Origin of the sequence: Mucilaginibacter rubeus, from assembly GCF_014643835.1 — a bacterium.
GTDB lineage: Bacteria > Bacteroidota > Bacteroidia > Sphingobacteriales > Sphingobacteriaceae > Mucilaginibacter > Mucilaginibacter rubeus.
In genome coordinates, this window is record NZ_BMKD01000001.1 from 835,844 (window position 1) to 859,181 (window position 23,338).

The 23,338-nt window shown below is 42.1% G+C and carries 19 protein-coding genes; 17 read left to right on the forward strand and 2 right to left on the reverse strand.

The features are described 5' to 3' along the window. Positions 1-204: 204 nt before the first annotated feature. Entirely contained in the window at positions 205-3,594 is a 3,390-nt protein-coding gene (locus tag IEX80_RS03285; RefSeq protein WP_229701499.1) for a DEAD/DEAH box helicase, read from the reverse strand. 158 nt (positions 3,595-3,752) lie between these two features. Here IEX80_RS03285 and IEX80_RS03290 point away from each other — a divergent pair, with 158 nt between their 5' ends. From IEX80_RS03290 to IEX80_RS03345, 12 genes are all read left to right on the forward strand, one after another. Continuing rightward, positions 3,753-6,491: a bifunctional YncE family protein/alkaline phosphatase family protein gene (locus tag IEX80_RS03290; RefSeq protein ID WP_188831904.1), complete on the forward strand. Its 2,739-nt coding sequence runs from the start codon at positions 3,753-3,755 to the stop codon at positions 6,489-6,491. A gap of 290 nt (positions 6,492-6,781) precedes the next feature. Continuing rightward, a complete protein-coding gene (locus IEX80_RS03295; protein WP_090525541.1) occupies positions 6,782-7,891 on the forward strand; it encodes a deoxyribonuclease II family protein in 1,110 nt (369 codons plus the stop codon). A 212-nt stretch (positions 7,892-8,103) separates the two neighbouring features. Then, positions 8,104-8,766, forward strand: coding sequence for a nucleoside hydrolase-like domain-containing protein (locus tag IEX80_RS03300; protein WP_229701500.1), 663 nt, complete (start codon positions 8,104-8,106; stop codon positions 8,764-8,766). Between the two features lie 51 nt (positions 8,767-8,817). Next, the gene (locus tag IEX80_RS03305; protein WP_188831905.1) at positions 8,818-9,081 is read left to right on the forward strand and encodes a hypothetical protein; all 264 of its coding nucleotides are present in this window, start codon (positions 8,818-8,820) and stop codon (positions 9,079-9,081) included. A 93-nt stretch (positions 9,082-9,174) separates the two neighbouring features. Continuing rightward, complete coding sequence (mqnE, locus tag IEX80_RS03310) at positions 9,175-10,368, forward strand: aminofutalosine synthase MqnE (RefSeq protein WP_090525545.1); 1,194 nt, start codon at positions 9,175-9,177, stop codon at positions 10,366-10,368. Positions 10,369-10,480: 112 nt separating this feature from the next. Next, positions 10,481-11,107: a histidine phosphatase family protein gene (locus tag IEX80_RS03315; protein WP_188831906.1), complete on the forward strand. Its 627-nt coding sequence runs from the start codon at positions 10,481-10,483 to the stop codon at positions 11,105-11,107. Continuing rightward, complete coding sequence (locus IEX80_RS03320; RefSeq protein ID WP_229701501.1) at positions 11,076-11,864, forward strand: menaquinone biosynthetic enzyme MqnA/MqnD family protein; 789 nt, start codon at positions 11,076-11,078, stop codon at positions 11,862-11,864. Before IEX80_RS03315 ends, IEX80_RS03320 begins: the two co-directional genes overlap by 32 nt. A gap of 149 nt (positions 11,865-12,013) precedes the next feature. Further along, positions 12,014-12,826, forward strand: a complete 813-nt coding sequence (locus IEX80_RS03325; RefSeq protein WP_188831907.1) for an SDR family oxidoreductase — start codon at positions 12,014-12,016, stop codon at positions 12,824-12,826. A 225-nt stretch (positions 12,827-13,051) separates the two neighbouring features. Then, the gene (locus IEX80_RS03330; protein WP_176624633.1) at positions 13,052-13,528 is read left to right on the forward strand and encodes a hypothetical protein; all 477 of its coding nucleotides are present in this window, start codon (positions 13,052-13,054) and stop codon (positions 13,526-13,528) included. A 150-nt stretch (positions 13,529-13,678) separates the two neighbouring features. Continuing rightward, complete coding sequence (locus IEX80_RS03335; RefSeq protein WP_188831908.1) at positions 13,679-15,886, forward strand: bifunctional alpha,alpha-trehalose-phosphate synthase (UDP-forming)/trehalose-phosphatase; 2,208 nt, start codon at positions 13,679-13,681, stop codon at positions 15,884-15,886. A gap of 89 nt (positions 15,887-15,975) precedes the next feature. Continuing rightward, positions 15,976-16,221 carry a hypothetical protein gene (locus tag IEX80_RS03340; RefSeq protein WP_188831909.1) on the forward strand — a complete coding sequence of 82 codons (246 nt, stop codon included), beginning with the start codon at positions 15,976-15,978 and terminating at the stop codon, positions 16,219-16,221. A 77-nt stretch (positions 16,222-16,298) separates the two neighbouring features. Beyond that, entirely contained in the window at positions 16,299-17,147 is an 849-nt protein-coding gene (locus IEX80_RS03345; RefSeq protein ID WP_188831910.1) for an N-acyl homoserine lactonase family protein, read from the forward strand. A 99-nt stretch (positions 17,148-17,246) separates the two neighbouring features. Here IEX80_RS03345 and IEX80_RS03350 read toward each other — a convergent pair whose 3' ends face one another. Then, positions 17,247-19,031, reverse strand: a complete 1,785-nt coding sequence (locus tag IEX80_RS03350) for a glycoside hydrolase family 15 protein (protein WP_188831911.1) — start codon at positions 19,029-19,031, stop codon at positions 17,247-17,249. A 145-nt stretch (positions 19,032-19,176) separates the two neighbouring features. Here IEX80_RS03350 and IEX80_RS03355 point away from each other — a divergent pair, with 145 nt between their 5' ends. From IEX80_RS03355 to IEX80_RS03375, 5 genes are all read left to right on the forward strand, one after another. Then, entirely contained in the window at positions 19,177-19,812 is a 636-nt protein-coding gene (locus IEX80_RS03355) for a peroxiredoxin (RefSeq protein WP_176624642.1), read from the forward strand. 137 nt (positions 19,813-19,949) lie between these two features. Beyond that, entirely contained in the window at positions 19,950-20,147 is a 198-nt protein-coding gene (locus IEX80_RS03360) for a cold-shock protein (protein ID WP_090525558.1), read from the forward strand. Positions 20,148-20,273: 126 nt separating this feature from the next. Beyond that, complete coding sequence (locus IEX80_RS03365; RefSeq protein ID WP_188831912.1) at positions 20,274-21,506, forward strand: MFS transporter; 1,233 nt, start codon at positions 20,274-20,276, stop codon at positions 21,504-21,506. Between the two features lie 281 nt (positions 21,507-21,787). Further along, positions 21,788-22,702 (forward strand): oxygen-dependent coproporphyrinogen oxidase, encoded by a 915-nt coding sequence (gene hemF, locus IEX80_RS03370; protein WP_188831913.1) that lies wholly within the window; start codon positions 21,788-21,790, stop codon positions 22,700-22,702. Between the two features lie 92 nt (positions 22,703-22,794). Continuing rightward, positions 22,795-23,193 (forward strand): hypothetical protein, encoded by a 399-nt coding sequence (locus IEX80_RS03375; protein WP_188831914.1) that lies wholly within the window; start codon positions 22,795-22,797, stop codon positions 23,191-23,193. Positions 23,194-23,338 lie beyond the last annotated feature (145 nt).

The window sequence follows — 23,338 nt, forward strand, 5'->3', positions numbered from 1 at the left end:
GCTTTAGCTGCCTTGTATAGTGGTACAAACCGCTCAGCCTTCCTTGATTATTTTGATACCTGGATGAGGAGATCATATATCGTGCTGTTTACTTTTGGGCTGTCATTAGTTGTTCACGTTATTGTTACTTTTTTAGTTCTCCCGCTATTACGAAAATCTAAAACGCAATAGCGACGGTTAGCTTGAATGTTCAACAATGATTAACTAATTCAATAAATCAAGGAGGTCATCTTTTGACAATGAACTCGTAGCAGCGCTGTCGGGCCTGATCAGGCTATTTGCGATATCCTTTTTTGATTGCTGCATCACCATGATCTTCTCTTCTATAGTGCCGGGGCAAATGAGCCTTACCGCCACAATTTTTTTATCCTGGCCTATGCGGTGGCAGCGGTCTATGGCCTGGTTTTCGACAGCCGGGTTCCACCACGGGTCGACGAGATAAACATAATCGGCTTCCGTTAAATTAAGACCGGTACCGCCGGCTTTGAGACTAATCAGGAATACCCTGATGCCGGGATCATTCTGAAACTCATTAACAACCTGCTCGCGTTTGCGGGTTTGACCGGTGAGGTATGAGAAGCGAATCCCGCGGGATATCAACTCCTTGCGGATAAGATCAAGCATGGAAACAAACTGCGAAAATATGAGGATCTTATGCTGGTGCTTTTTGCTTTCTATTTCCTCAATCAGCGTTTCCAATTTGGCCGATGCATCACCGGGCATTTTTTCGCCTTTTATGAGCATCGGCGAATCGCAGATCTGTCTCAATTTGTTTAACCCTTTTAATACGTTCATCGGGCTTTTCTTTAGCTCCTCATTTGTTGTGGCCGAAATGTACTCTCTAAATTCTTTTTCGTATGAGTCGTAAATATGACGCTGCTCCTGCTTCATTTCACAATACAACACCATTTCGGTTTTCTCGGGCAATTCAGTTGCAACCTGTTGTTTAGTACGCCGAAGTATAAAAGGCTTTACTTTTTCCTGTAGTTCGGCCGCGCGTTTGCTACCCTTAAATTTATCGATCGGAACCGCATAAATATCCTTGAAATATTGTTTGCTCCCCAATAAACCGGGGCAGGCAAATGAAAGTTGACCATACAAGTCGAACGTATTATTTTCTATCGGAGTACCCGTTATCGTAATTTTATTGCGCGATTTCAGGAGCCTTACAGCCTTGTAACGCTGCGATTCGGGATTTTTTATATTTTGCGATTCGTCGAGAAAAACGTAGTTGAAATTAAAATCCTTTAGAAAATTAACATCTGACAGTAATGTGCCGTAGGAGGTAAGCACTATCTCATACTGGTGCAGGTGTTTGGTATGCCTAAGTCGTTCAGCACCGTAAATGGTGTGGATGCTGATAGAAGGCGCAAATTTTTGTACCTCCTGCTGCCAGTTAAAGAGGAGCGAGGTAGGCACAACAATAAGGTTAGTGTTGTTTTCAGTTTTGCTGCGCTGTAAAAGGATAAAGGCAATCACCTGGAGACTTTTACCCAGACCCATATCATCGGCAAGGCAGCCGCCAAAATTAAGGTTATCCAAAAAACTTAACCAGTTTAATCCCTGGCGTTGGTAAGCGCGAAGCGTTCCGTTTAATCCGGGAGGAACCGGTACTTCATCAATGCTTTCTGTACCGGTAAGCTTTCTGTTGTATATCGCAAGTTCATTTCGCACGTCCTCGTCAAGCATTTCCTCGTCGTAATATTGCTGTATAGCAGTATAATTACTTTTTGAAGTATGCAGCGTGTCATTATCAGCAATCTCTCCCGAATTAAAATAATCAGTGAATTTCTCTATCCATTCGGTGGGTAAAATTCCCCGGGTTCCATCATCAAGGTGTACATACTTGCTTTTATTTTTTACAGCCTGGTGAACCTGTTTCAACGAAGCTCTTTTTTTGCCAAATTTTATATCGATAACTGTATTGAACCAGTTAATCCCGCTCACTACGTTGATGGTTATCTTTACTTTATGCGGGTTCAGCTTGTTGCCTTCCAGTTCGTTAAAGCCGAGTATTTCGATCTTGTGGTTATGCCATTCGTCAAATACATTTAAAAACCACTCCTCATCTAAAAAATGCCTTTTATGCAGGTAGAAGTAATCAAGGCCGTTATCCAACTGTTCGTTAAAATAAGGGTGTTGTTTTACAAGCAGAGCTGTAAAGGCTATTTCCTCATCATCGCGCCGTTTAACTAAAAATTGGTTGCCTTTTTCGTCGGTTCCGTAGATCTGCCTTTGCGTGCGCATCGGGATCTCGGCCTCACCATAACGCAGCACAGGTATGATCATGACATGTGCGCCAAAGTCCGACAGATAAATGATCTTCTCGGTAGGCTGATCAAAGCCTTCTTTTTTTATTTGCTCTTGTGTTGCAGGTTTAATGTAAGTATAATCAATAAGAAGCTTGTTTTCCAGTTTGTTAAGCAAATGTGATTTTAATTCTGCAAACTTACTCTTATGTACCTGCAGGCTGCCTTGTTTCTTTTTCAAAAGGTCGAGGATATTTAATACCTGTAAGCTTTCAATAAGATAAAGCGCGTTGCCTATGCCGATAAAATAAGTATACCTGATATCAAGGTCCTTAACATTGTACAGCAAGCCATCTATATTAAAAATGCCGCTTATTTCATAAAACTCATCCCAGGTATTTACTTTTAGCTCCAGGTCACTTTTTAAATTTTTAACCAATACAGGGTTTATCGAGCCAGCTGTTACTTTATCCGAAACAGTGTTGTCATGCGCGTAAAAACTGTAGGCCAATGGGTTTTTAACAACGGCTTTTAGTGCTGCGATATCCGCAGCAGTTCTTTGTATGTTAATATGATTTTGAAACTTATGTACCCCGGTAAAGAATTTGAGTTGCTGTGCGTCATTCGTTTCCCAAATCAGGTCTAAAGGAGCTATAGGCACAAGGGGGTTCTTGATTTTTCCATCTTTGGTGCTTTGTGCGGTGTATAGTTCAATAAATAAATATTTATAGTATTTATGCTGTTTTAGTATGATACAAGTTGTTTTATCCGTGTCCTCGCCAGGTTGCCCAACCGGTTCAGAAATGTTATTAACTATAACGCTTTGCAAACTGGCAAGGCTCTCTTTGGTAATGGCTGTTAACGCGGCGGAGCGGGGGACTATCTCGAAATTTTTAGACAGTGATTTTACCTCGAAAAACTTGTCGAGATCAGGGGCCTCTTCAAGTCCGTAATCAGCTGCTGCTTTTTTTAACTTTTTATGTCTTAGTTCGTCATCAAAAAATAACCGTAACTCATCACGCTGTGTTATTGCCGATAGTACCTGTGCCTGGTGCTCGCACAGTTTATTACCTGTAGCATGGCACCCGCACGAAAGTGCCAGCTGCCCTTCATGACTGGTAATGATTACCTCGGGGAAGGCAACCGTACCCGACTGATTGGTAAAAGCTCCGTGGTTAATTTCCAAATGTTTGGCCAGTATTTGCCTGTAACTTTGCTTGTCAAAATAAATGCTGACGGCTGCATGAGCGGCAATAACACTTTCACTAAAGTCGGTTATGGTTGCGCCTTTGATGATAATATTATGGTTGCTTTCGCCTTCCTGGTAGCTGATTATCCTGATCACTCGTATATTGATGTGTTACCCGGTAAATATCATAACAATTATATAAAAGAAGACAATCACCAACGCATTTTCGTTAACTATGTAACAATTATATTCTTTATCAAATATTTACCTTTAGTAAACGTATCTGCCTTAATTTAGCCACTTAGTTCAGTACTATGAAGTATCCAAAATTCTTATTGCATCTATCCATATTAGCAATTTTTTTTCCCCTTTATGCCTGCCATACCGTTTCTGGCAACAAACAAAGCTCCGATAATGAACAGGTTAATATGCACAGTGCTTATGATGACAGCACACTAAATCGCCATATACTACCGGTTTTAATGCCTTACAACCGTATTATTGATCCGGCAGGAACGGTGATATCGTTTGGCGATGCATCCGACGAAAATCATAGCATGGATGTAAGGCTGATCCCCGGCACCAGGTTTATCGCTGTCGAAGACCGATACGGACTTACTATAATTGATACACTCTCAAAAAAAGTAACCACCCGCTGGACCTATAAACAAGATCCCCGCTACGGCGGACTTACAAGTACTTACTCCGGCCTAAAAGTTGTAAATATTGACAATCAAACTCAAATATATTGGAGCGCTGCAGCAGGCAAGGGTAAGGATTCAAAATCGTACGTTTTCCAGGCTATCTGGAAAGATGGTAATATCAGCATACAAAACACTTTCAATTTTAAAGCTGAAGGCGAGTCGCCATTGGCATTACCTAACGATTTAGCCATCAATAAAGAAAATGGTATAAATTACTTATATGTAGTTTTAAACGGGAATAATCAACTGGTAAAGATTAATTTAACTGATAATAAAACCGTTTGGACAAGATCGACCGGTGTTGCACCTTATGGATTGACGATAGCAAAGGGCAAGATATTTTTAACCAACTGGGCCGGGCCGCAAGCTATTGATACATTGAAGCGTGAAACAGCGGGTGTACCCTATGGTAAGGCTTATGTCGATCCTAAAACAGGGGCAACAGTGCAGGGCACTGTAATGGTTATGGATTTGGCTAAAGGAGATGTGATCAAGGAAATTACTGTGGGGCTGCATCCTAATGCCATTATCAACAGTGCCGATGAAGCTTTTGTTTATGTTGCGAATGGCAATAGTGACATGGTATCGGTAATTTCAACAAGTTCATTACAAAATGTAGCAGCGATTGATGTTAAATTAAATCCTGGCAAAAAGAGTTATATAGGTGATACGCCCAATGCTTTAGCCATTAATGCCGATGGTACAATACTTTATGTAGCAAATGGTTTGGATAACGCTGTGGCCATGGTAAAATTGGGTAGTAAAACATCTCTTAAAGGAACCGGCACTAACGAAGTGAAAGGCTTTATTCCAACCGAAGCATACCCTGGCGGCCTGGCTGTTGACGGCAATAATTTATTTGTAACTAACCTGGAAGGAGAAGGCTCGAGGGTAAGTGCCGATGAGATAGGTAAAAGCAATTTGAAAGGTGATTTACCCTCGGGAGCAGACGTTACAGCTTACAACTCGCACCATTCGAAGGCTACGGTATCAATGATAGCCATTCCCGATGATGCTTTGCTTAAAAAGTATACTCAAAAAGTCCAAAACCTAAACCTGAGTTTCCGCCAGCAGATAGCGCAGCTACTGCCCCGTAAAAACATTGCGCCTAAACCCATACCAGAGCGTATTGGCGAGCCATCGGTATTTAACCATGTGCTTTATATCATCAAGGAAAACCGTACATACGACCAGGTTTTGGGCGATATGCCTGAAGGTGAAGGCAATAAATCGCTTTGTATTTATGGTGATAGTGTTACCCCTAATCAGCATAATTTAGCGCGCAACTTTTTATTGCTTGATAATTATTATGCCTCAGGAAAATGCTCTGCCGAAGGGCACCAATGGACTGATGCCGCTATGGTTACAGATTATGTTGAAAAAAGCGTCCGTTCATGGTTTAGAAGTTATCCTCATGTGCAGGAGGATGCTTTGGTTTATGACGGGAACGGTTTTATCTGGAATAATGCCGCCGATCATGGCAAAACGGTCAGAATTTACGGTGAAGCCTGTGCCGTGCATTTTGATGATAAGTTAAACTGGAGCGATATTTATAACAATTACACAGCAGGTAAACCATTCGCATTTAAAAACACCAGCACTATTTCCCGGGTGAGGCCAATGCTGTCACAAAACTTCCCGGGATCTGACGAGCATAAGATTAATGAACAGTTACGGGCCACCGCTTTTATTAAAGAGCTACATGAATATGAGCAAAAGCCCGGCGACCAGTTACCGCAACTAATGATCATGGCCCTATCGGCCGATCATACCGTAGGCACGAGGCCAGGCTACCCGACACCTGACGCTATGGTAGCTGATAATGACCTGGCGCTCGGCCGTATTGTTGAAGCAGTTTCAAAAAGCCGTTTCTGGAAAAACACGGTAATATTTGTTACCGAAGATGATTCACAGGCAGGGTGGGACCATGTATCTGCATATCGTACTACAGGGTTTGTGATTAGTCCGTATAGCAGGTTACAGCATAAGGTGAGCAAAAACTATAATCAAACCTGTATAGTGCGTTCTATTGAGCAAATATTGGGCTTACCACCAATGAATATTATTGACGCTACTGCATTACCTATGTTTGATTGCTTTACCGGCAAACCATCTGCATACACTTATACCAGTTTAAAAAACAGGGTTCCGCTCAATACAATCAACCAGCCTTTTTCTGCGCTAAAAGGTTCTGCATTGCATTTTGCACAATTATCATCAAGACCTGAATACGATCATATTGACGGTGGTAATGATGATGTGATGAACAGGATACTTTGGTTTGCGGCCAAGGGTAAAAAAGCTTATCCCGCTAAACTGGCGGGCAAAGATGAAGATCATGATGATTGATCGGGAAAATAGCTAACGTCAACATCATTCCCAGAGATTAACCGTATAATATTACATGGATGATTAGAGCTCGTTGCCTTAACCAGACAGCGAGTTTTTTTTATAGCTGATTGCCTTAAATTTCTATTGATCTATTAATTGTTTTATGCGTAAAAATACGGGAAACTCTTCTGAAAATTCCGTGAAATTACGTGGTCATTTGTGCACGATATTACTTTATCTTTATTGCAAACCTCATCAACGCCTGCAAACAATTAATCAATTAATTTTTCAACCTAACCAAAAAAGTTATGAAAATTTCTGCGCTTGATGAGAACGGCGCACCAGTCGACTGGTGGTTTATCTACAAAGTTCCGCAACTTGACGGAGGTGTGGGTAATGACAAAGCTACAGGGTACGAATATGTTTATTACGACTCAACTATCGATGCCAATACCGACGCCCGAAAAAGGACGATTACAAAATCACCCAATGTTTTGAATGGCGATAAAGGAGCACTCAACCTGACTATGGACTCCGTATTCAAAAACATTAAATCACCGGCTCCGAGTACCGGATGGGTTCTTTATAATGACGAGATGCCCGAAAGTGCCAATAAACATGATGATGGCACCAAAGGGCATACCAAGGGAGTATTGGCATTTGATACCGAATCTAAAACTGCATTTTGGTTACTTCACTCATGGCCGAAATTTGCAGACCCTGGTGCCATCAAAGATCCTACTCCCAAATACGGGCAAACCTACCTGTGCATTTCATTGGATTTGGATACCGCTAATCTTATTGCCAAACAGATGCTGAACCACCAGGAGCCGCAAATCTATCTTCATAATACCGCCAACCTGCCCGCAACTGCCGAGTTGCATTCGCTGACACAGCCTTTGGCGAGCCACCCGATCGCTCTGGGCGACTCGATCGATTTAAAGTCTATTGGCGGTATGCCATTCAAAGTTATAGCCAAGAACCGGGAATGGAATAAAGATTTTTGGAACGAATTGGTAGGGCCTATCCTAAACGACGATTTAGACATTGAAACCTGGATCCGCGGTCCTATTCCACCTATCGCTGATAGCGACGGCATTCACAAAACTTTTGACATCAAGTATATCAATTTAGGTTTCATGGGTGCACACTGGGCCTGGCCCGAAACACATGACCATGCCAAATGGGGAGTCACATTGCATGACCCCTGGGTTTGTGTTGGCGATATCAACCGCATGATTTCGCAAAGGAGGCGCGGCGGCTGTACAATTGCATTTCAAAATCAAACTTTATGGTCGGGTTTATCCAAAACAAGTTTGCTTTTAGCGCCTCCGGGGCATAACAGAACTGAAGCTCACGTTCTGATCCAAAAAACACATCATCTTCATGCCGAAGCACCATTGAGGGAACAGCAGTAAACGTAATTTACAATTTAAAACTTTTCCATACACGCCAGTATACAAAAATTCTGCTCAAGCGGGATTTTTGTATACATATTAGGCTGTTTTTTATAACATAGCGGATGGTTTGCTTATATTTAACTATCTCTTTGATATAAAATTATAAGCCGGCGCTGCCAATGATTTTAAACGGAAAATACTTTAGCTTCGAACCGAGGCGATATGCATTTATGCTAATCGCTCTTTTTACTACTAACGGCTTTGCGCACGCTCAAAACTTACCCAACGAAACAAGACCACGCATCGTAATTACAGCAGATCCGGAATTGGATGATAATAATTCACTTATTCGGTTCCTGCTATATAGCAGTGATGTTGAAATTGAAGGATTGATTTATGCCAGCAGCGCTTTTCATTGGAAGGGAGATAGCAAAAGAACCAAATGGTTTGTACCGGGACGGGAGTATACCCGCTTTGGATTAAACTTGTGCCCATGTGAATCGTGGCGGTGGGGTGAAGATGAGCATTTTATTCATGATGCTGTGTATACCTACGCAAATGTTTACGCCAATCTAAAAATTCATAATTTCAATTATCCTGCACCTGATGTACTCAGAGGCAAAATCAGGATTGGGAATATTGAATTTGATGGTGATATTTCAAAAGATTCACCAGGTTCAGACCTCATCAAAACCCTGATACTTGATGATAAACCGGGCCAATTGTTTATTACAGCATGGGGAGGCCAAAGCACTATAGCGCGAGCTTTAAAAGCTATTCAGGAACAATATGAGTTCACCGCCAATTGGGAGCAAACGAAATTAAAAATTTATCGAAAGGTGGTTTTACTTCCCTCCAGTGACCAGGATGATACTTATGCAAAATTATATTAAACCTAACTGGCCGGGTGTTTATCATATGTTTTAGAGTATAAAACTGCTAATATGCCCCCTGTTAAAGCTATCAGGGAACAATGGCATGAGGACAAAAACTCTTTAAACCAGCATGACGCCGGTGCTGCATCAATAACCCTCGACCAGGTTTACCAGAAAGCAAAGAACGAATGGCTATCTGCAGATAAGAAAAAGAATACCATTTATTTTGAAACCAATAATAATGGCATGATATCCGGCGCAAGTTATGTACCCAATGGCTGTCAGGATGATTGCTCAACAGGTATCTCCATAAGCGAGATCAAGGCACTGTAACTTTATTGTAATTTACCGCGAAATTTGGCCGATATGTGTCATAACGCATATTACTTTTGTGCTTTTTAGTACCTTTGACCAAATTTTTAATTGATGCATAATTCAGATAATTTACAGTTTTTACTTAACGATCCGAATTTATCTGCTGATTTAAAGCATATTGCTCAAAAAGTTCTTGACAAACAACGCATCACTTTTGATGAAGGTGTTTTGCTTTATGAGCAGGGCGAACTTGGCTATCTTGGCACTTTGGCTAATTACATCCGCGAGGAACGCCACGGCGATAAAACTTATTTCAACCGTAATTTTCATATTGAGCCCACCAATCTTTGCGTTTACGACTGCAAATTTTGTTCGTACTCGCGGCTGCTGAAACAAAAGGCGGAAGGATGGGAGTACACCATGGATGAAATGTTCAACATGGTTACCAAGTATGATGGCGAACCGGTTACTGAGGTTCACATTGTAGGTGGTGTGCTGCCGCAATATGACGTGCCTTTTTACCAGGAACTTTTCGCCCGCATCCGCGCGCATCGCCCGGAGTTGCATATCAAAGCGTTAACCCCGGTTGAATATCACTACATCTTTAAAAAAGCTAAAATTGACTACGCCACAGGCATGCGCCTGATGAAGGAAGCTGGCTTGGACTCTATCCCCGGCGGCGGCGCTGAAATTTTTGACCCGGAAATCAGGGATCAGATCTCAAAAGATAAATGTACTGCCGATCAGTGGCTGGCTATTCATGAAGAATGGCACAAGCTTGGCGGCCGTTCAAACGCTACCATGCTTTACGGACATATTGAAGCATATAAACACCGCGTTGACCACATGGAACGCTTACGCCAATTGCAGGATAAAACAGGCGGTTTCCAGACGTTCATTCCGCTTAAGTTCCGTAACAAGGATAACCAGATGTCGCACGTACCCGAGGTTTCGGTAATTGAAGATTTGCGAAACTACGCCGTAGCCCGCATCTACCTGGATAACTTCGACCATATTAAAGCTTATTGGGCTATGATCAGTCGTACTACCGCACAGCTTTCGCTTAACTTCGGCGTTGACGACATTGATGGTACGCTTGATGATACCACCAAAATCTATTCAATGGCCGGCGCCGAAGAGCAGCATCCAGGTATGAGCACCAAGCAAGTGGTAGAGTTAATTAAACATGTAGGCCGCCAGCCTATTGAACGTGATACATTATATAATGTAGTAACGGATTATACCAACTTTGTGTTCGGCGACGAACCGAAACCGCAGTATTACAAATTACCGGTAATTAATTAAGCTTTTTAAGCTGAAAGCCAAAGGCCGAAAGCTTAAAGCAAAGCAATAAATTTAGCATAGATAAAAGCAAAAAAGCTTTAAGCCTTCGGCTTTCAGCTTTGGGCTCAAGAAAATGGTACAAAAAACCTTATATATAGTACGTCACGGCCAAACTGAGTATAACAAACTTGGTATTATACAGGGTCGTGGTGTGGATACCGATTTAAATGACGAAGGTCGTAAACAAGCCCGCCAGTTTTTTGAGGCTTATAAAACTGTTCCGTTCGATAAAATTTATATATCGGCATTAAAGCGCACACAGCAAAGTATCCAGCCTTTTATTGATCTGGGGATACCTTATGAAAAGCTTCCGGGTTTGGATGAGCTGGCCTGGGGCATTCACGAAGGCCAGTCGCCAACTACTGATAATAAAGCTGCTTTTCTGCAGATTATGCGTGATTGGCTGGATGGTAAGCTCGACAGTAAATTTGAAGGGGGCGAAAGTCCGCTTGAGGTTGAAGTACGCCAGCGCGAAGCCATGGAGGTGATCATGAGCCACCCCGAAGAAAAAAACGTGCTTATTTGTATGCACGGTCGCGCTTTACGACTGTTGCTTTGTATCCTTACCGGTAAGCCCTTATCCGAAATGGATACCTTTCCGCACCAAAACCTGGTATTATACAAGGTAACGTACAATGGCGAAAGATTCGAAATCATCGACTTTAACAATGCCGAACATCTCAAACATTCCGAAGAATAGAAATAGCGAATTTGTGAACAAGATCAGAATATCAGCAGTAAGCTACACTAATACCAAACCCTTTTTATACGGCATTCAACATACCGACATCATTAATAAAATTGACCTGAGCCTTGATATCCCGTCAGATTGTGCTCAAAAGCTTATTGACGACGTGGTTGATATCGGTCTGATCCCGGTTGCTGCAGCACTGAGTTTGCCGCAATGGGAAATTGTTTCTGACTACTGCATTGGTGCCGTAGGCGCGGTAAACTCCGTTTTCATTTTCAGCAATAGTGATATTAAGGACGTAACTACCATTCAACTCGATCCGCAGTCGCGTTCATCAAATAATCTTGCCCGTGTGCTGCTGAAAAACCACTGGTTGGTAAACCCCAAACAGGTAAGTAATGCGCCGGATTATGCCCAATCTGCAGATGAACAAACCGCCTTTGTACAAATAGGCGACCGTACCTTCGGCAAAAAGCAGCAATACAAATATGTTTACGACCTGGCCGAAGAATGGCAAAAAATGACCGGGCTGCCTTTTACATTTGCGGCCTGGATAGCTAATAAGCCTATCCCGCGGGAGTTCATGGATGAGTTTAACGCGTCGTTAAAGTATGGCCTTGAACACCGGGAAGAGCTTTTTAAAGAATTAACCATGCGCGACGATTTTGACCTGGTTGATTATTTGATGGTGAAGATAGATTATGATTTAACAGCGGATAAAAAGAAAGCCCTGTACCTGTTTCATGAGTATATAAAAGCGTTATAATCTCTGAACCGGGATTTGGGTGGATTTTTAGGATTACAGGATCAGAATTGTTTGGTTATGTAATCCGATAATCACATAAATCCCGGTTCGCGCAAAAACAATTCCCTTCTCAATTCCATTGCTTATCTTAAACACAAAAACGTTTATCTATGAGCAATACTCCCCAACTACTAAAAGGACAAGCTGCCCTCGTAACCGGCGCCGATAGCGGCATTGGCAAAGGTGTCGCATTAGCTATGGCCGCTGCCGGAGCCAAATTACTGATTAATTATGCCCATAATAAAGCAGCCGCTGATGATGTTGTAAGCCAGATCAAGGCCACAGGCGGCGAGGCATTTGCATTTCAGGCCGATGTAAGCCATGAGGAAGAGGTAAAAGCCATGTTTGCCGAAATATTTAAGCAATATGGCACCATTGACATTTTGGTAAACAATGCCGGTTTGCAAAAAGATGCCAGATTTGTTGATATGACGCTTGACGACTGGAATAAAGTGATTAGTATTAACTTAACCGGTCAGTTTCTTTGTGCCCGGGAGGCTGCTAAAGAGTTTATAAAACGCGGTGTTGTTGAAGGAGGAAGCAAAGCTGCGGGCAAAATTATCTGTATGAGCAGTGTGCATGAAGTAATTCCCTGGGCGGGGCATGTAAACTATGCGGCCAGCAAAGGCGGTATTATGATGTTTATGAAAAGTATAGCACAAGAGCTCGCCCCGCATAAGATCAGGGTGAATGGGATAGGGCCAGGCGCTATACAAACACCTATTAATAAGGAAGCCTGGGAAACCCCGGAAGCTCTTGATAAGTTATTGACGCTCATCCCTTACAACCGGATAGGCCAGCCGGCTGACATCGGAAAACTGGCAGTTTGGCTGGCTTCAGATGAGTCGGATTACATTACCGGGGTCACAATTTTTGCAGATGGGGGCATGACTTTGTACCCGGGCTTTGCAGATAATGGCTAAATGACATTTTCATGACAACATAAATCGGTTTAGCAAACTAAAAACGCCATTAATTGGCGTTTTTTCTTTTAGATATTGTAAAATATACACTAAGGTTATTGATAAAATTTAAATTTTGCGGCTATAAAAGGCTATAATTATTAAATATTCATAAAAGTTCAAGAAAATTTTAAATATTGACAAGTGTAGCGTATTTTTGTTGCAGGATTTAAAATTTAAACGAACATGAAAAAGATATTTTTAACAATAGCAACCGCAGCATTATTTACCGTTAACGCTTTTGCCGATGGTGGCAAAAAATCTGACGGTGGTACCAACGTTTCTTACATCGCTTTACACGGCTTTACTGCTGATTTCGCTGAAGCTACCAACGTTAACTGGACTGTAACCAAAAACGTTCAAAAAGCTACTTTCACTGTTGATGGCGTTCAAAAAACTGCTTTCTACAACCTGCAAGGTGAATTTTTAGGTACAACTCAACGTGTTGACAACAAAGCTATCCCTGCAAAAGCCCTTCAACAAATCAACAGCGATTACAAAGGTTACGAAGTAGGCGAAGTTATCGTTTACCAGGCTAACACTTCAATCAATGACGCTATCGAGCCAACTTCATATTTTGTTGACTTGAAAAACGACAAACACGAAGTTTTGGTAAGGATTACTCAACAAGCTAACATCGAGTTTTTCCAACAAGTAAAATAACTCCGAAAAATTATAACAATGGAAAGCCGTCCCGAATATCAGGACGGCTTTTTTTATGATTATAAATCACACTTTTATGTCATAAAGCCTCTTTTCATAAAACAAAAACGGTGTTTTCGTCTTTTAAATATTAATTAATATTTACTTCATATGTCGAAAACAATAATTGTATCAAACCGTTTGCCTGTTAAAATTTCCAAAACTGATGGTGCATACCATTCATCACCGAGCGAGGGAGGATTAGCTACCGGTTTAGGTTCAATATATAAACAGGGCGATAACGTATGGATAGGCTGGCCCGGAATAGAAGTTGCTGAGCAGGAAGATAAAGACCAGGTTACAAAAGAATTAAAAGAGTTAAGCCTGATCCCTGTTTTTTTAGATCAGGAAGAGATCAACCAATACTACGAAGGTTTCAGCAACGAGGTTTTATGGCCCGTTTTTCATTATTACGCTTCAACTTATGCTGCATACAAACAATCAAACTGGGATTACTATAAAGCGGTAAATAAAAAGTTCAGGGATATGATCCTGAGCATCGCCGGGCCCGGCGATGTGATCTGGATCCACGATTACCAGTTGCTATTATTACCCGCCCTGGTCAGGCAGGAGTTGCCGGATGTTTCTATTGGCTTTTTCCTCCATATTCCTTTCCCGTCAAATGAAATGTTCAGGTTAATCCCGTGGCGTTCGGAACTATTGGATGGAATGCTTGGCGCCGATCTGATCGGTTTACATACATTTGATGATGTGCGCCACTTTTTAGGTGCGGCTACACGTCTGCTGCCGGTAACATCCAGTGCCAATATCATCAGCAATGGCGAGCGCTCGGTTGTTATCGAGTCGTTCCCGATGGGGATCGATGAAAAAAGGTATTCATCGCTACCGCTACAGGACGATGTAAAACAGCAGATTGAGCTTATTAAAGAGAATTTCCAGAACAAAAAGCTGATCCTTTCTATAGACAGGCTTGATTACAGCAAGGGGATCCTGCAAAGGCTGGAAGCTTTTGAGCTGCTGCTTGAACAATGCCCGGAATGTATTGAGCACATTACGCTTTACATGATCGTGGTTCCATCCCGGGATACGGTACCGCAATACGCTCACCTTCGGGATGAAATAGATAAAAAAGTAGGGAAGATCAATGCTTTGTATCGCACTATGGACTGGAGCCCGGTGCACTATTACTATCGCTCATTCCCTATCGAAACCCTGTCGGCACTCTACTACTCGGCCGATGTTTGCCTGGTTACACCCATGCGCGATGGCATGAACCTGGTAAGCAAAGAGTATGTCGCCAGCCGGATAAACAATGATGGCGTATTGATTATGAGTGAGATGGCAGGATCATCTAAAGAACTTATAGATGCTATAATTGTTAATCCTAATAATACCGGGGAAGTTTGCCGGGCCATTTTACAGGCTATCAATATGCCGCTTGAGGAACAGCGCCGGCGCATGATCCCGATGAGGCAGCTTGTAGCAAAGTTCAACACATCCCATTGGGTTAAAATTTTTATGGATAGGCTGAAAGAAGTAAAACTCATGCAGCGCTCCATGCAGGCCAGGCACGTGAGCAACACTACCGAACAAAGTATTATTAACCGTTATATCAAAACTAAAAAGCGCATTATCTTTTTGGATTATGACGGAACACTGGTAAATTTTAAATCCAATATCGATCAGGCCTCTCCCGATAAGGAGTTGTACAATGTCATCAATAAACTTGCGGAAGATTCTGCAAATCAATTGGTTTTGATTAGCGGGCGAAAGCATGAAAACCTCGACGAGTGGTTTAAGGAAAACGACATCTATCTTATTGCCGAACATGGTTCATGGTTTAAGCAACCCGGCACTTTATGGCATAAAATAAGCGGACTAACCGATCAATGGAAGCATGATATTTATCCGATATTGGAAACCTATGTTGATCGTACACCTGGCTCGTTCATTGAAGAGAAAACATATTCACTGGTTTGGCATTACCGTAAAGCCCAGGCCGGGCTTGGCGAGCTCAGGGCCAATGAGTTGATGAATAATCTTAAATATCTTGCAAGCGATAAAGGGTTACAGTTACTGGCAGGGGATAAGGTACTGGAAGTGAAGAATATGGATATTAACAAGGGTAAAGCCGCTTTAACACTTACCGAAGGCCGTGATTATGATTTCATTATAGCTTTCGGCGATGATTATACCGACGAAGATATCTTTAAAGCCCTGCCCGAAAGTGCTATTACCATTAAAGTTGGCAGTAATCTTTCGGCAGCTAAATTTTACCTGCGAAACCCATCAGAGGTTAGGAAATTACTTACCAGTTTTGCTAAGTATACGCCGGTTGAGGAACCGGCGGACAAGTAAGGTTTAGTCGGTTTATTTAAAATTTATTTATGCCTGCGGTTTAGCCGCGGGCATTTTTTTATATTCGGTTCGCGATAATGTAACCCTTTATGAAAAAAATCAGCCTGCTTGTTTTTGCATTGATGCTTAGTTGCCATATCATTTTTGCGCAAACCCCGGTCTATAAAATTTATGCTGTAAAATTCGCCGAATCCGGATATCCATTTAATCTTGCGCTCGTTCGCAACGAGCGCTTAATATGGCTTAGCGATTGCATCGCCAGTGGCGTTATAAACGCAAACCCAGGTTACGCACTCGTTGCAAACGAGCGCGAGATGACAAATAGGTATTATTAGTTTAATTTAAAATTATTTATGCCTGCGGTTTAGCCGCGGGCATTTTTTATATTCGGTTCACGATAATATAACCTATTATGAAAAAAATCAGCCTGCTTGTTTTTGCATTAATGCTTAGTTGCCATATCATTTATGCGCAAACCCCGGTCTATAAAATTTATGGAGTAAAATTCGCCGAATCGGGATATCCATTTAAAGTGGGCGATTGGGCATTGAACGGCCCCAAAAATGAGCCGGTTAAAATTGATTTTATGGTATGGCTTATCAAAGGTAGCAACGGCAAAAACATTTTGGTTGATGCCGGCTTTTTGCCCGATATCGAAGATGCTAAAGAATTTAAACTTAAAACCTATCAACGCCCGGACTCGGCGCTTTTAAAGCTTGGTGTAAAGCCCCAGGATATAACCGATATTATTTTAAGCCACCCTCATTGGGATCATATAGATGGTTTAAGTCTTTTCCCTAAAGCTAAGGTTTGGATGCAAAAGCTGGATTATGAGTTTTTTGTAGGCGCAGCATGGCAAAAAGCGGGAGAGGCAGGGGGGTATGCTACGCGCGATGTTATCAATACCGTTAATTTAAATTTGGCGGGCAGGCTCAAACTGATAGACGGCGACGATAAAGAGATCATTAAAGGTATAAAAGTTTATACCGGTTCAAAGCATACCTACAATTCGCAATATGTGCTGGTACAAACCGGGAAAAACAGGGTGATCATAGCATCTGATAATATCTGGATCTATTACAGCCTTGAACATTTAGTACCACCTTCGCAAGGTGGTACGCTTGATCCCCAGGGCTATGTAAAGGCGATGAAACGAATGAAAACGCTCGCCAGTGATGTTAAATTTATAATCCCGGGGCATGATGGCAGGCAGTTAGAGATGTTTCCAAAAGTTGCGGATGGAGTAGTGGAGATCAGGTAATTATTTAGGTGAACACCGAATTGGTTAATCCAGACTTACGAAGTTTTAGAAACTTCGTAAGTCTTATCTGCTACCAATTTATGCAAGAGAAGATTAATCCTACAAAAATATCGGCCTGTCCAATTTCATGGCAATCCGGTACGCCGCGTTCATCAACCCCACATGACTGTAAGCCTGGGGGAAATTGCCCCATTGGCTTCCGTCGCGCTCATCAACATCTTCGCTAAAGAGCAACAGGTGATTGGAGTACTGCAACAGGTTGCCAAACTCGCGCTGGGCATCATCCAAACGGCCAACAGCAGCCAGCGCTTCTACATACCAAAATGCGCAGATCAGGAAAGTAGTTTTAGGCTTGCCAAAATCGTCGGTATATAAATACCTGTAAAATAATCCATTAGGCGTCTTTAGCTCTTTTTCTAATGCAACTAAATGATCCTTCGCTTTCTGCGAATTTGGATCGAGATAGTTCATCATAATCAATTGCAAAGTGCTGGCGTCAAGGTTACTGCTCCCGGCCGAGTTGGTGTAAACTTTGCGCACCGGGTCATAGCAGCTCTCGATATGCGCGGCCGCACGTTCTTTAAGAGAAATGGCCTTATCAATCAGCTCCTGGTTTTGGATGGTACGCGCCATTTTTTCGGCAGCGGATGCACCTGCCCATTGAAACAGGTTGCTGTAACAATGAATGTTGGCCATATTCCTGAACTCCCAGATGCCGGCATCTTTTTCATCAATGGTATGCTCTATCTTACTCAACAGAAAGGCTATCCAGTGAACCGAATCTTTTCGTTCCGAAAAAACAAAACGATGATCGGTGTATAATGGGAGCAGGGAGATCAATACCTGGCCGTAGATGTCATTCTGAATATGTTCAGACGCCTGGTTGCCAACCCGCACCGGCTGGTTGCCCATATAGCCTGCTAAATCAGTTAAAATATGCTCTACAAGGTCTTTTTTACCGGTAATGCCATAAAGCGGCTGGTAACGTTCCATTTCCGAAAAGGTAATATCAGTAACATAGCCGAAATACTTCTCCATCTCCTCAAAATGGCCAATGTGGTTTAGCGCGGTTATTACGTAATAAGTATCGCGCAGCCAGCAATAACGATAATCCCAGTTACGGCCGCTTCCCGGCGATTCGGGCAGGCTTGTGGTGCTTGCGGCGATAATTGCACCGGTATCCTCATACTGGTGTATTTTAAGGGCCAAAGCAGAGCGGATTACAAAGGGCTGAAAATAAGTAGCAATTGATGAGTGTTTGATCCATGTACGCCAGTATTGCACGGTTTCGGCCAAAAACCGATCAGCTGTGCTGATGAGTGGCGCTTCAAGCGGTTCGCCGTAGGTCATGGCCAGGTACTTGGTTTCATTGAGTACAAAAGCCTGTCCATCAAAAACATAACTTATGGGGATATTGGTGGTAAGGCGGATGTTTTCTTCGCCGCCCAGATATTGGATATGATTGCTGCCACGGTTTACACTCAATTTAACAGCGCCATATTCAGATACCGGCGTGCATTTGACAATGATGCGCGGCGAACCCTCAATAACCTCAATTTTCCTGATCAGCATCAATGGTTTATAATAACGCTGATGCTGGTAAAAGCGTGGTGCAAAATCGGTTATGCGGTATTTTCCGCCGCTTGCAGGGCATATTTCCGTAATTAAAATATTGGTATTTTCCAGGTAATGTTGATTGGTAGTGTATTCACCTTCCGGGCGGATCGAGAATTCGCCGCCTTTATCTTTATCAAGCAGGCCGCCAAAAATAAAGGTACTGTCAAACCGGGGCCAGCACAGCCAGTCGACATTGGTGTTTTTATTAATATGGGCTAAAAAGGCGCAATTGCCAATTATACCGGTATCATAGGTGTGTTTACTCATGGATAGGTGTTATTAATTTCAAACTTCAACAACACAGCCTTTGTAATGTTGGCGTAAATAATGCGATTATTTAAAGTTTGTTTGCATTTGTTTATGAATGTATAGTAACTTAGTCGTATTAAATTACCATAAAAAATCTATCATCATGAGTTTAAGACTGGGCGATAAAGCGCCAAACTTCAAAGCAAAAACATCAGAAGGCGAAATTGACTTTTACGAATATTTAGGCGATAGCTGGGGCGTACTATTCTCGCATCCTGGCGATTATACACCAGTTTGTACCACCGAGCTTGGAAAAACTGCCGCGTTAAAAGATGAATTCACCAAACGCAATGTTAAAGTATTGGCACTTAGTGTCGACTCGGTAGAATCACACCATGGCTGGATCCAGGACATTAACGAAACGCAGGGTGTTGAAGTTAACTTCCCGATCATTGCCGATGAAGACCGCAAAATTTCTGAAGCCTATGACATGATCCATCCAAATGCTTCGGTAAATGCCACAGTGCGCTCATTATTTATTATAGGGCCCGACAAGCTGGTTAAGCTCATCATCACTTACCCGGCATCAACCGGCCGTAACTTCCAGGAAATTTTAAGGGTTATTGACTCATTGCAGTTAACCGCTAATTACAGTGTTGCCACACCTGCCGACTGGAAAGAAGGGGAGGACGTGGTGGTGGTGCCGGCAATTAAAACTGAAGATATCCCTGCCAAATTTCCAAAGGGTTTTACTGCAGTTAAGCCCTATTTGCGCCTGACACCACAACCAAATAAATAATTTTATTTGGTTTATTAATAATTTTATATATTTGAGGGAAGCTGGATATCTATTCCTTCTGAACCAATAAGCCTATTTGTTTTCAGTTTGGTTTTAGTTGATCTTAACACGAATTTTTTATTACGATTATTATAATTATGAAAACTGGAAAAGTAAAATGGTTTAACACACAAAAAGGCTACGGCTTTATTATTACCGAAGAAGGTAAGGATCTTTTTGTACACTTTAAAGACGTGCAAGGCGGTGTAAATGCAATTAAGGATAATGATAGCGTCACGTACGATGTGGAAGAAGGAAGAAAAGGATTACAGGCAGTAAACGTTAAAAAAGCATAAAATATATAAAATTATTGAGCAAAACTTACTTACAAAACCTCTGTTATGACAGGGGTTTTTTTGTGCCGATTTTTTTGTTTTTATCTTCATAAATCACCTACATTAGCCAACCAATTTTTACACGCTATGACCGATGCTACCAACGCCAAAGCCACAAGGAACGCTGTTTTCTTAGTACTTGTTGCTTCCCTGGGCTATTTTGTTGATATATATGATCTTTTGGTTTTTTCTATAGTACGCATCCCCAGCCTTAAAGATATCGGCTTAAATGCACAGGAAATAACCGATAAAGGTCAGTTCATTATTAGCATCCAGATGTTTGGGCTGTTGCTTGGCGGTATCATATGGGGCATTGTCGGTGATAAACTGGGCCGTATTAAGGTGCTTTTTGGTTCGATATTACTTTACTCGATAGCCAATTTTGCCAATGGCCTTGTTCATGATGTAAATACTTATGCCATAGTAAGGTTTATTGCAGGTTTGGGGCTTGCAGGAGAACTTGGTGCTGGTATTACCCTGGTTAGCGAAACATTAAGCAAGGAAAACCGGGGTTACGGAACCATGATGGTAGCTGTTATTGGCTTGTTTGGCGCTACCGCTGCTTATGCTGTAGCTAAATTTGGCTGGCGTAATGCTTACTTTGTAGGCGGCGGCTTAGGGATTTTATTATTGCTTCTTCGTGTTGGTACTTTTGAATCGGGCATGTTTAAGAATGTTGAGAACAGCGATGTATCCAAAGGCAATATGCTCATGTTGTTTACCAACTGGGAACGTTTAAAAAAATACCTGTTTTGCATCCTGATAGGCGCGCCGCTTTGGTACGTAGTGGGTGTATTGATTAGCTTTTCGGATAAGTTTGGGGCTGCTTTAGGGGCTAAAACCCTGATCAAACCGGGCGACGGCATTTTTTACAGCTACATTGGCATCGCCATCGGCGATATTGTGGCCGGCTTACTGGCCCAGGTTACCAAATCGCGCAAACTAACGATGGCTGTATTTTTAATACTTTCATTGGTAAGCGTTCATTTTTATTTAAGCGATAACGGCATTACTCCCGAACGGTTTGCAGTATTAAGCTTTTTTATGGGTTGTACAGTGGGCTATTGGGCTACATTTGTTACCATTGCGTCTGAGCAGTTCGGCACCAATATCCGCTCAACAGTTACTACTACCGTGCCCAACTTTGTGCGCGGCTCACTGATCCCGATAACTGTAGCATTTAATGCTTTCAATGCAAAGTACGGGTATATCAAGTCGGGATATATCATGATGGGGATACTTACTGCGGTAGCCCTGTTATCCTTAAGCCAGTTAAAGGAAACCTTCGGCAAGGATTTGAATTACGTAGAGATAAGCTAAAATCTCCCAGGTGTTCAATTTTTAAAAAACGGGTGTTCAAAAATGTTGCGTTTAGCCTAAACCTAAAAAACAAGTACTGATTATCAGTAGTTTATGTTTTTAGCAGCAAAATAATGAACATGTAAACCGTTGATTATCAAGCAACTTGTTTTTACGAGGTGTTCACACCTAAAAAAGTTGAACACTTTCCATCATCGTCTGTAAATGCGGGTAGCTATGAGTGCCCGCATTGAAAAAAGGCCTTCCGCTGCAATTCCCAAAATTCATTACTTTTACAGCCTATGATCAGCAAAGAACAAATAGCCGAAGATTATAAACAAATACAGAATGAAATCTGCACCGCACTTGAGCAATTAGATGGCGCCGCAAAATTTGAGGAGGAGATTTGGGAGCGCGAGGGCGGAGGCGGGGGGCGTACCCGGGTTATCCAGAACGGTAACATCCTTGAAAAGGGCGGCGTTAACTTTTCGGCTGTTCACGGTCATTTGCCCGATACCATGAAGCGTGCCCTGCAGGTTGAGCAGGATGATTTTTTTGCTACCGGTGTATCAATTGTGATCCATCCCAATCACCCGCTGGTACCTATCATCCACATGAATATCCGTTACTTTGAAATGCCATCAACCATGGGCGACAGCCAGAAACCGGTTCGCTGGTTTGGCGGAGGCATAGATCTAACGCCTCATTATGTAACAGAAGATGACGCCCGTTTTTTTCATTCAGGCCTAAAAGCTGTTTGTGATCAATACTATGCCGATTTTTACCCCCGGTTTAAAAAATGGGCTGATGATTACTTTTTCATCAAACACCGTAATGAAACCCGTGGAATAGGCGGCATATTTTACGACAGGCTTACCGCTAATGATGAGTTAAGCTGGGAAGATATCTTTGAGTTTTCAAAATCTGTTGGCCGCTCTTTTGCACCCTTATATACTGAGCTGGTTAACCGAAATCGCGATAAATCATTTACCGAAGCGCAGCAGCTTTTCCAATACCAGCGCCGCAGCCGTTATGCAGAATTTAATCTGGTTTATGATGCCGGCACCAAATTCGGGCTCGAAACCAATGGCCGGATTGAATCAATATTAATGAGCCTGCCGCCTACGGCCAAATGGGTTTATGACTATCATCCGGTAACTGGCAGCGAAGAGGAAAAAACACTATCTTTATTAAAAAAAGGCATTAACTGGGCATAGGAAAAAGCTGAAAGCGAAATGCAGAAAGCCAAAGGCCTAAAGAAAAAAGCTTTCAGCATTATGCTTTGGGCTTTTAGCTAATAACATAACCAATGAAAAAATTTATTGTGCCGGTTATCGGTATTTTACTGTTATGTGCTTTCCGTTTTGATGATAGTCCGCTGAAAGGCGTCTGGGAGTATCGAGGAGGTATAATTAACGGAAAGCTTGATGCCGCTCCCGCAGCTTATAAGCTACAACGGGATTATGACAATGAACATTATAAGGCTAAAGTGATTGAAGAAGGGGAGAAGACCCAGATATACGAAAAGGGCGATTACCGGTTAAAAGAGGATACCTGCTTTGAAACCCAAACCTATTGTATGCAGGAGTCAAAACTGCTTAACAAAACCATAAAATACAACTACATAATCAGTAACGATACACTAAAACTGCTTTCGGTTTTGCCCAACGGCAACAAGGTTGAAGATTACTGGGTAAAGGTGAATTAAACCTGTATTAAAGTAACAAAATTGTTAAACCGGGGTAATATGTTCCCCCGGTTTATTGTTACTAAGTTGGCGCAATCCCAAGTATTTTTTTAACTTCGCAGGTCGTTGAAAAATCAATTTTAACACGCAATTATAAGAGAAGGTT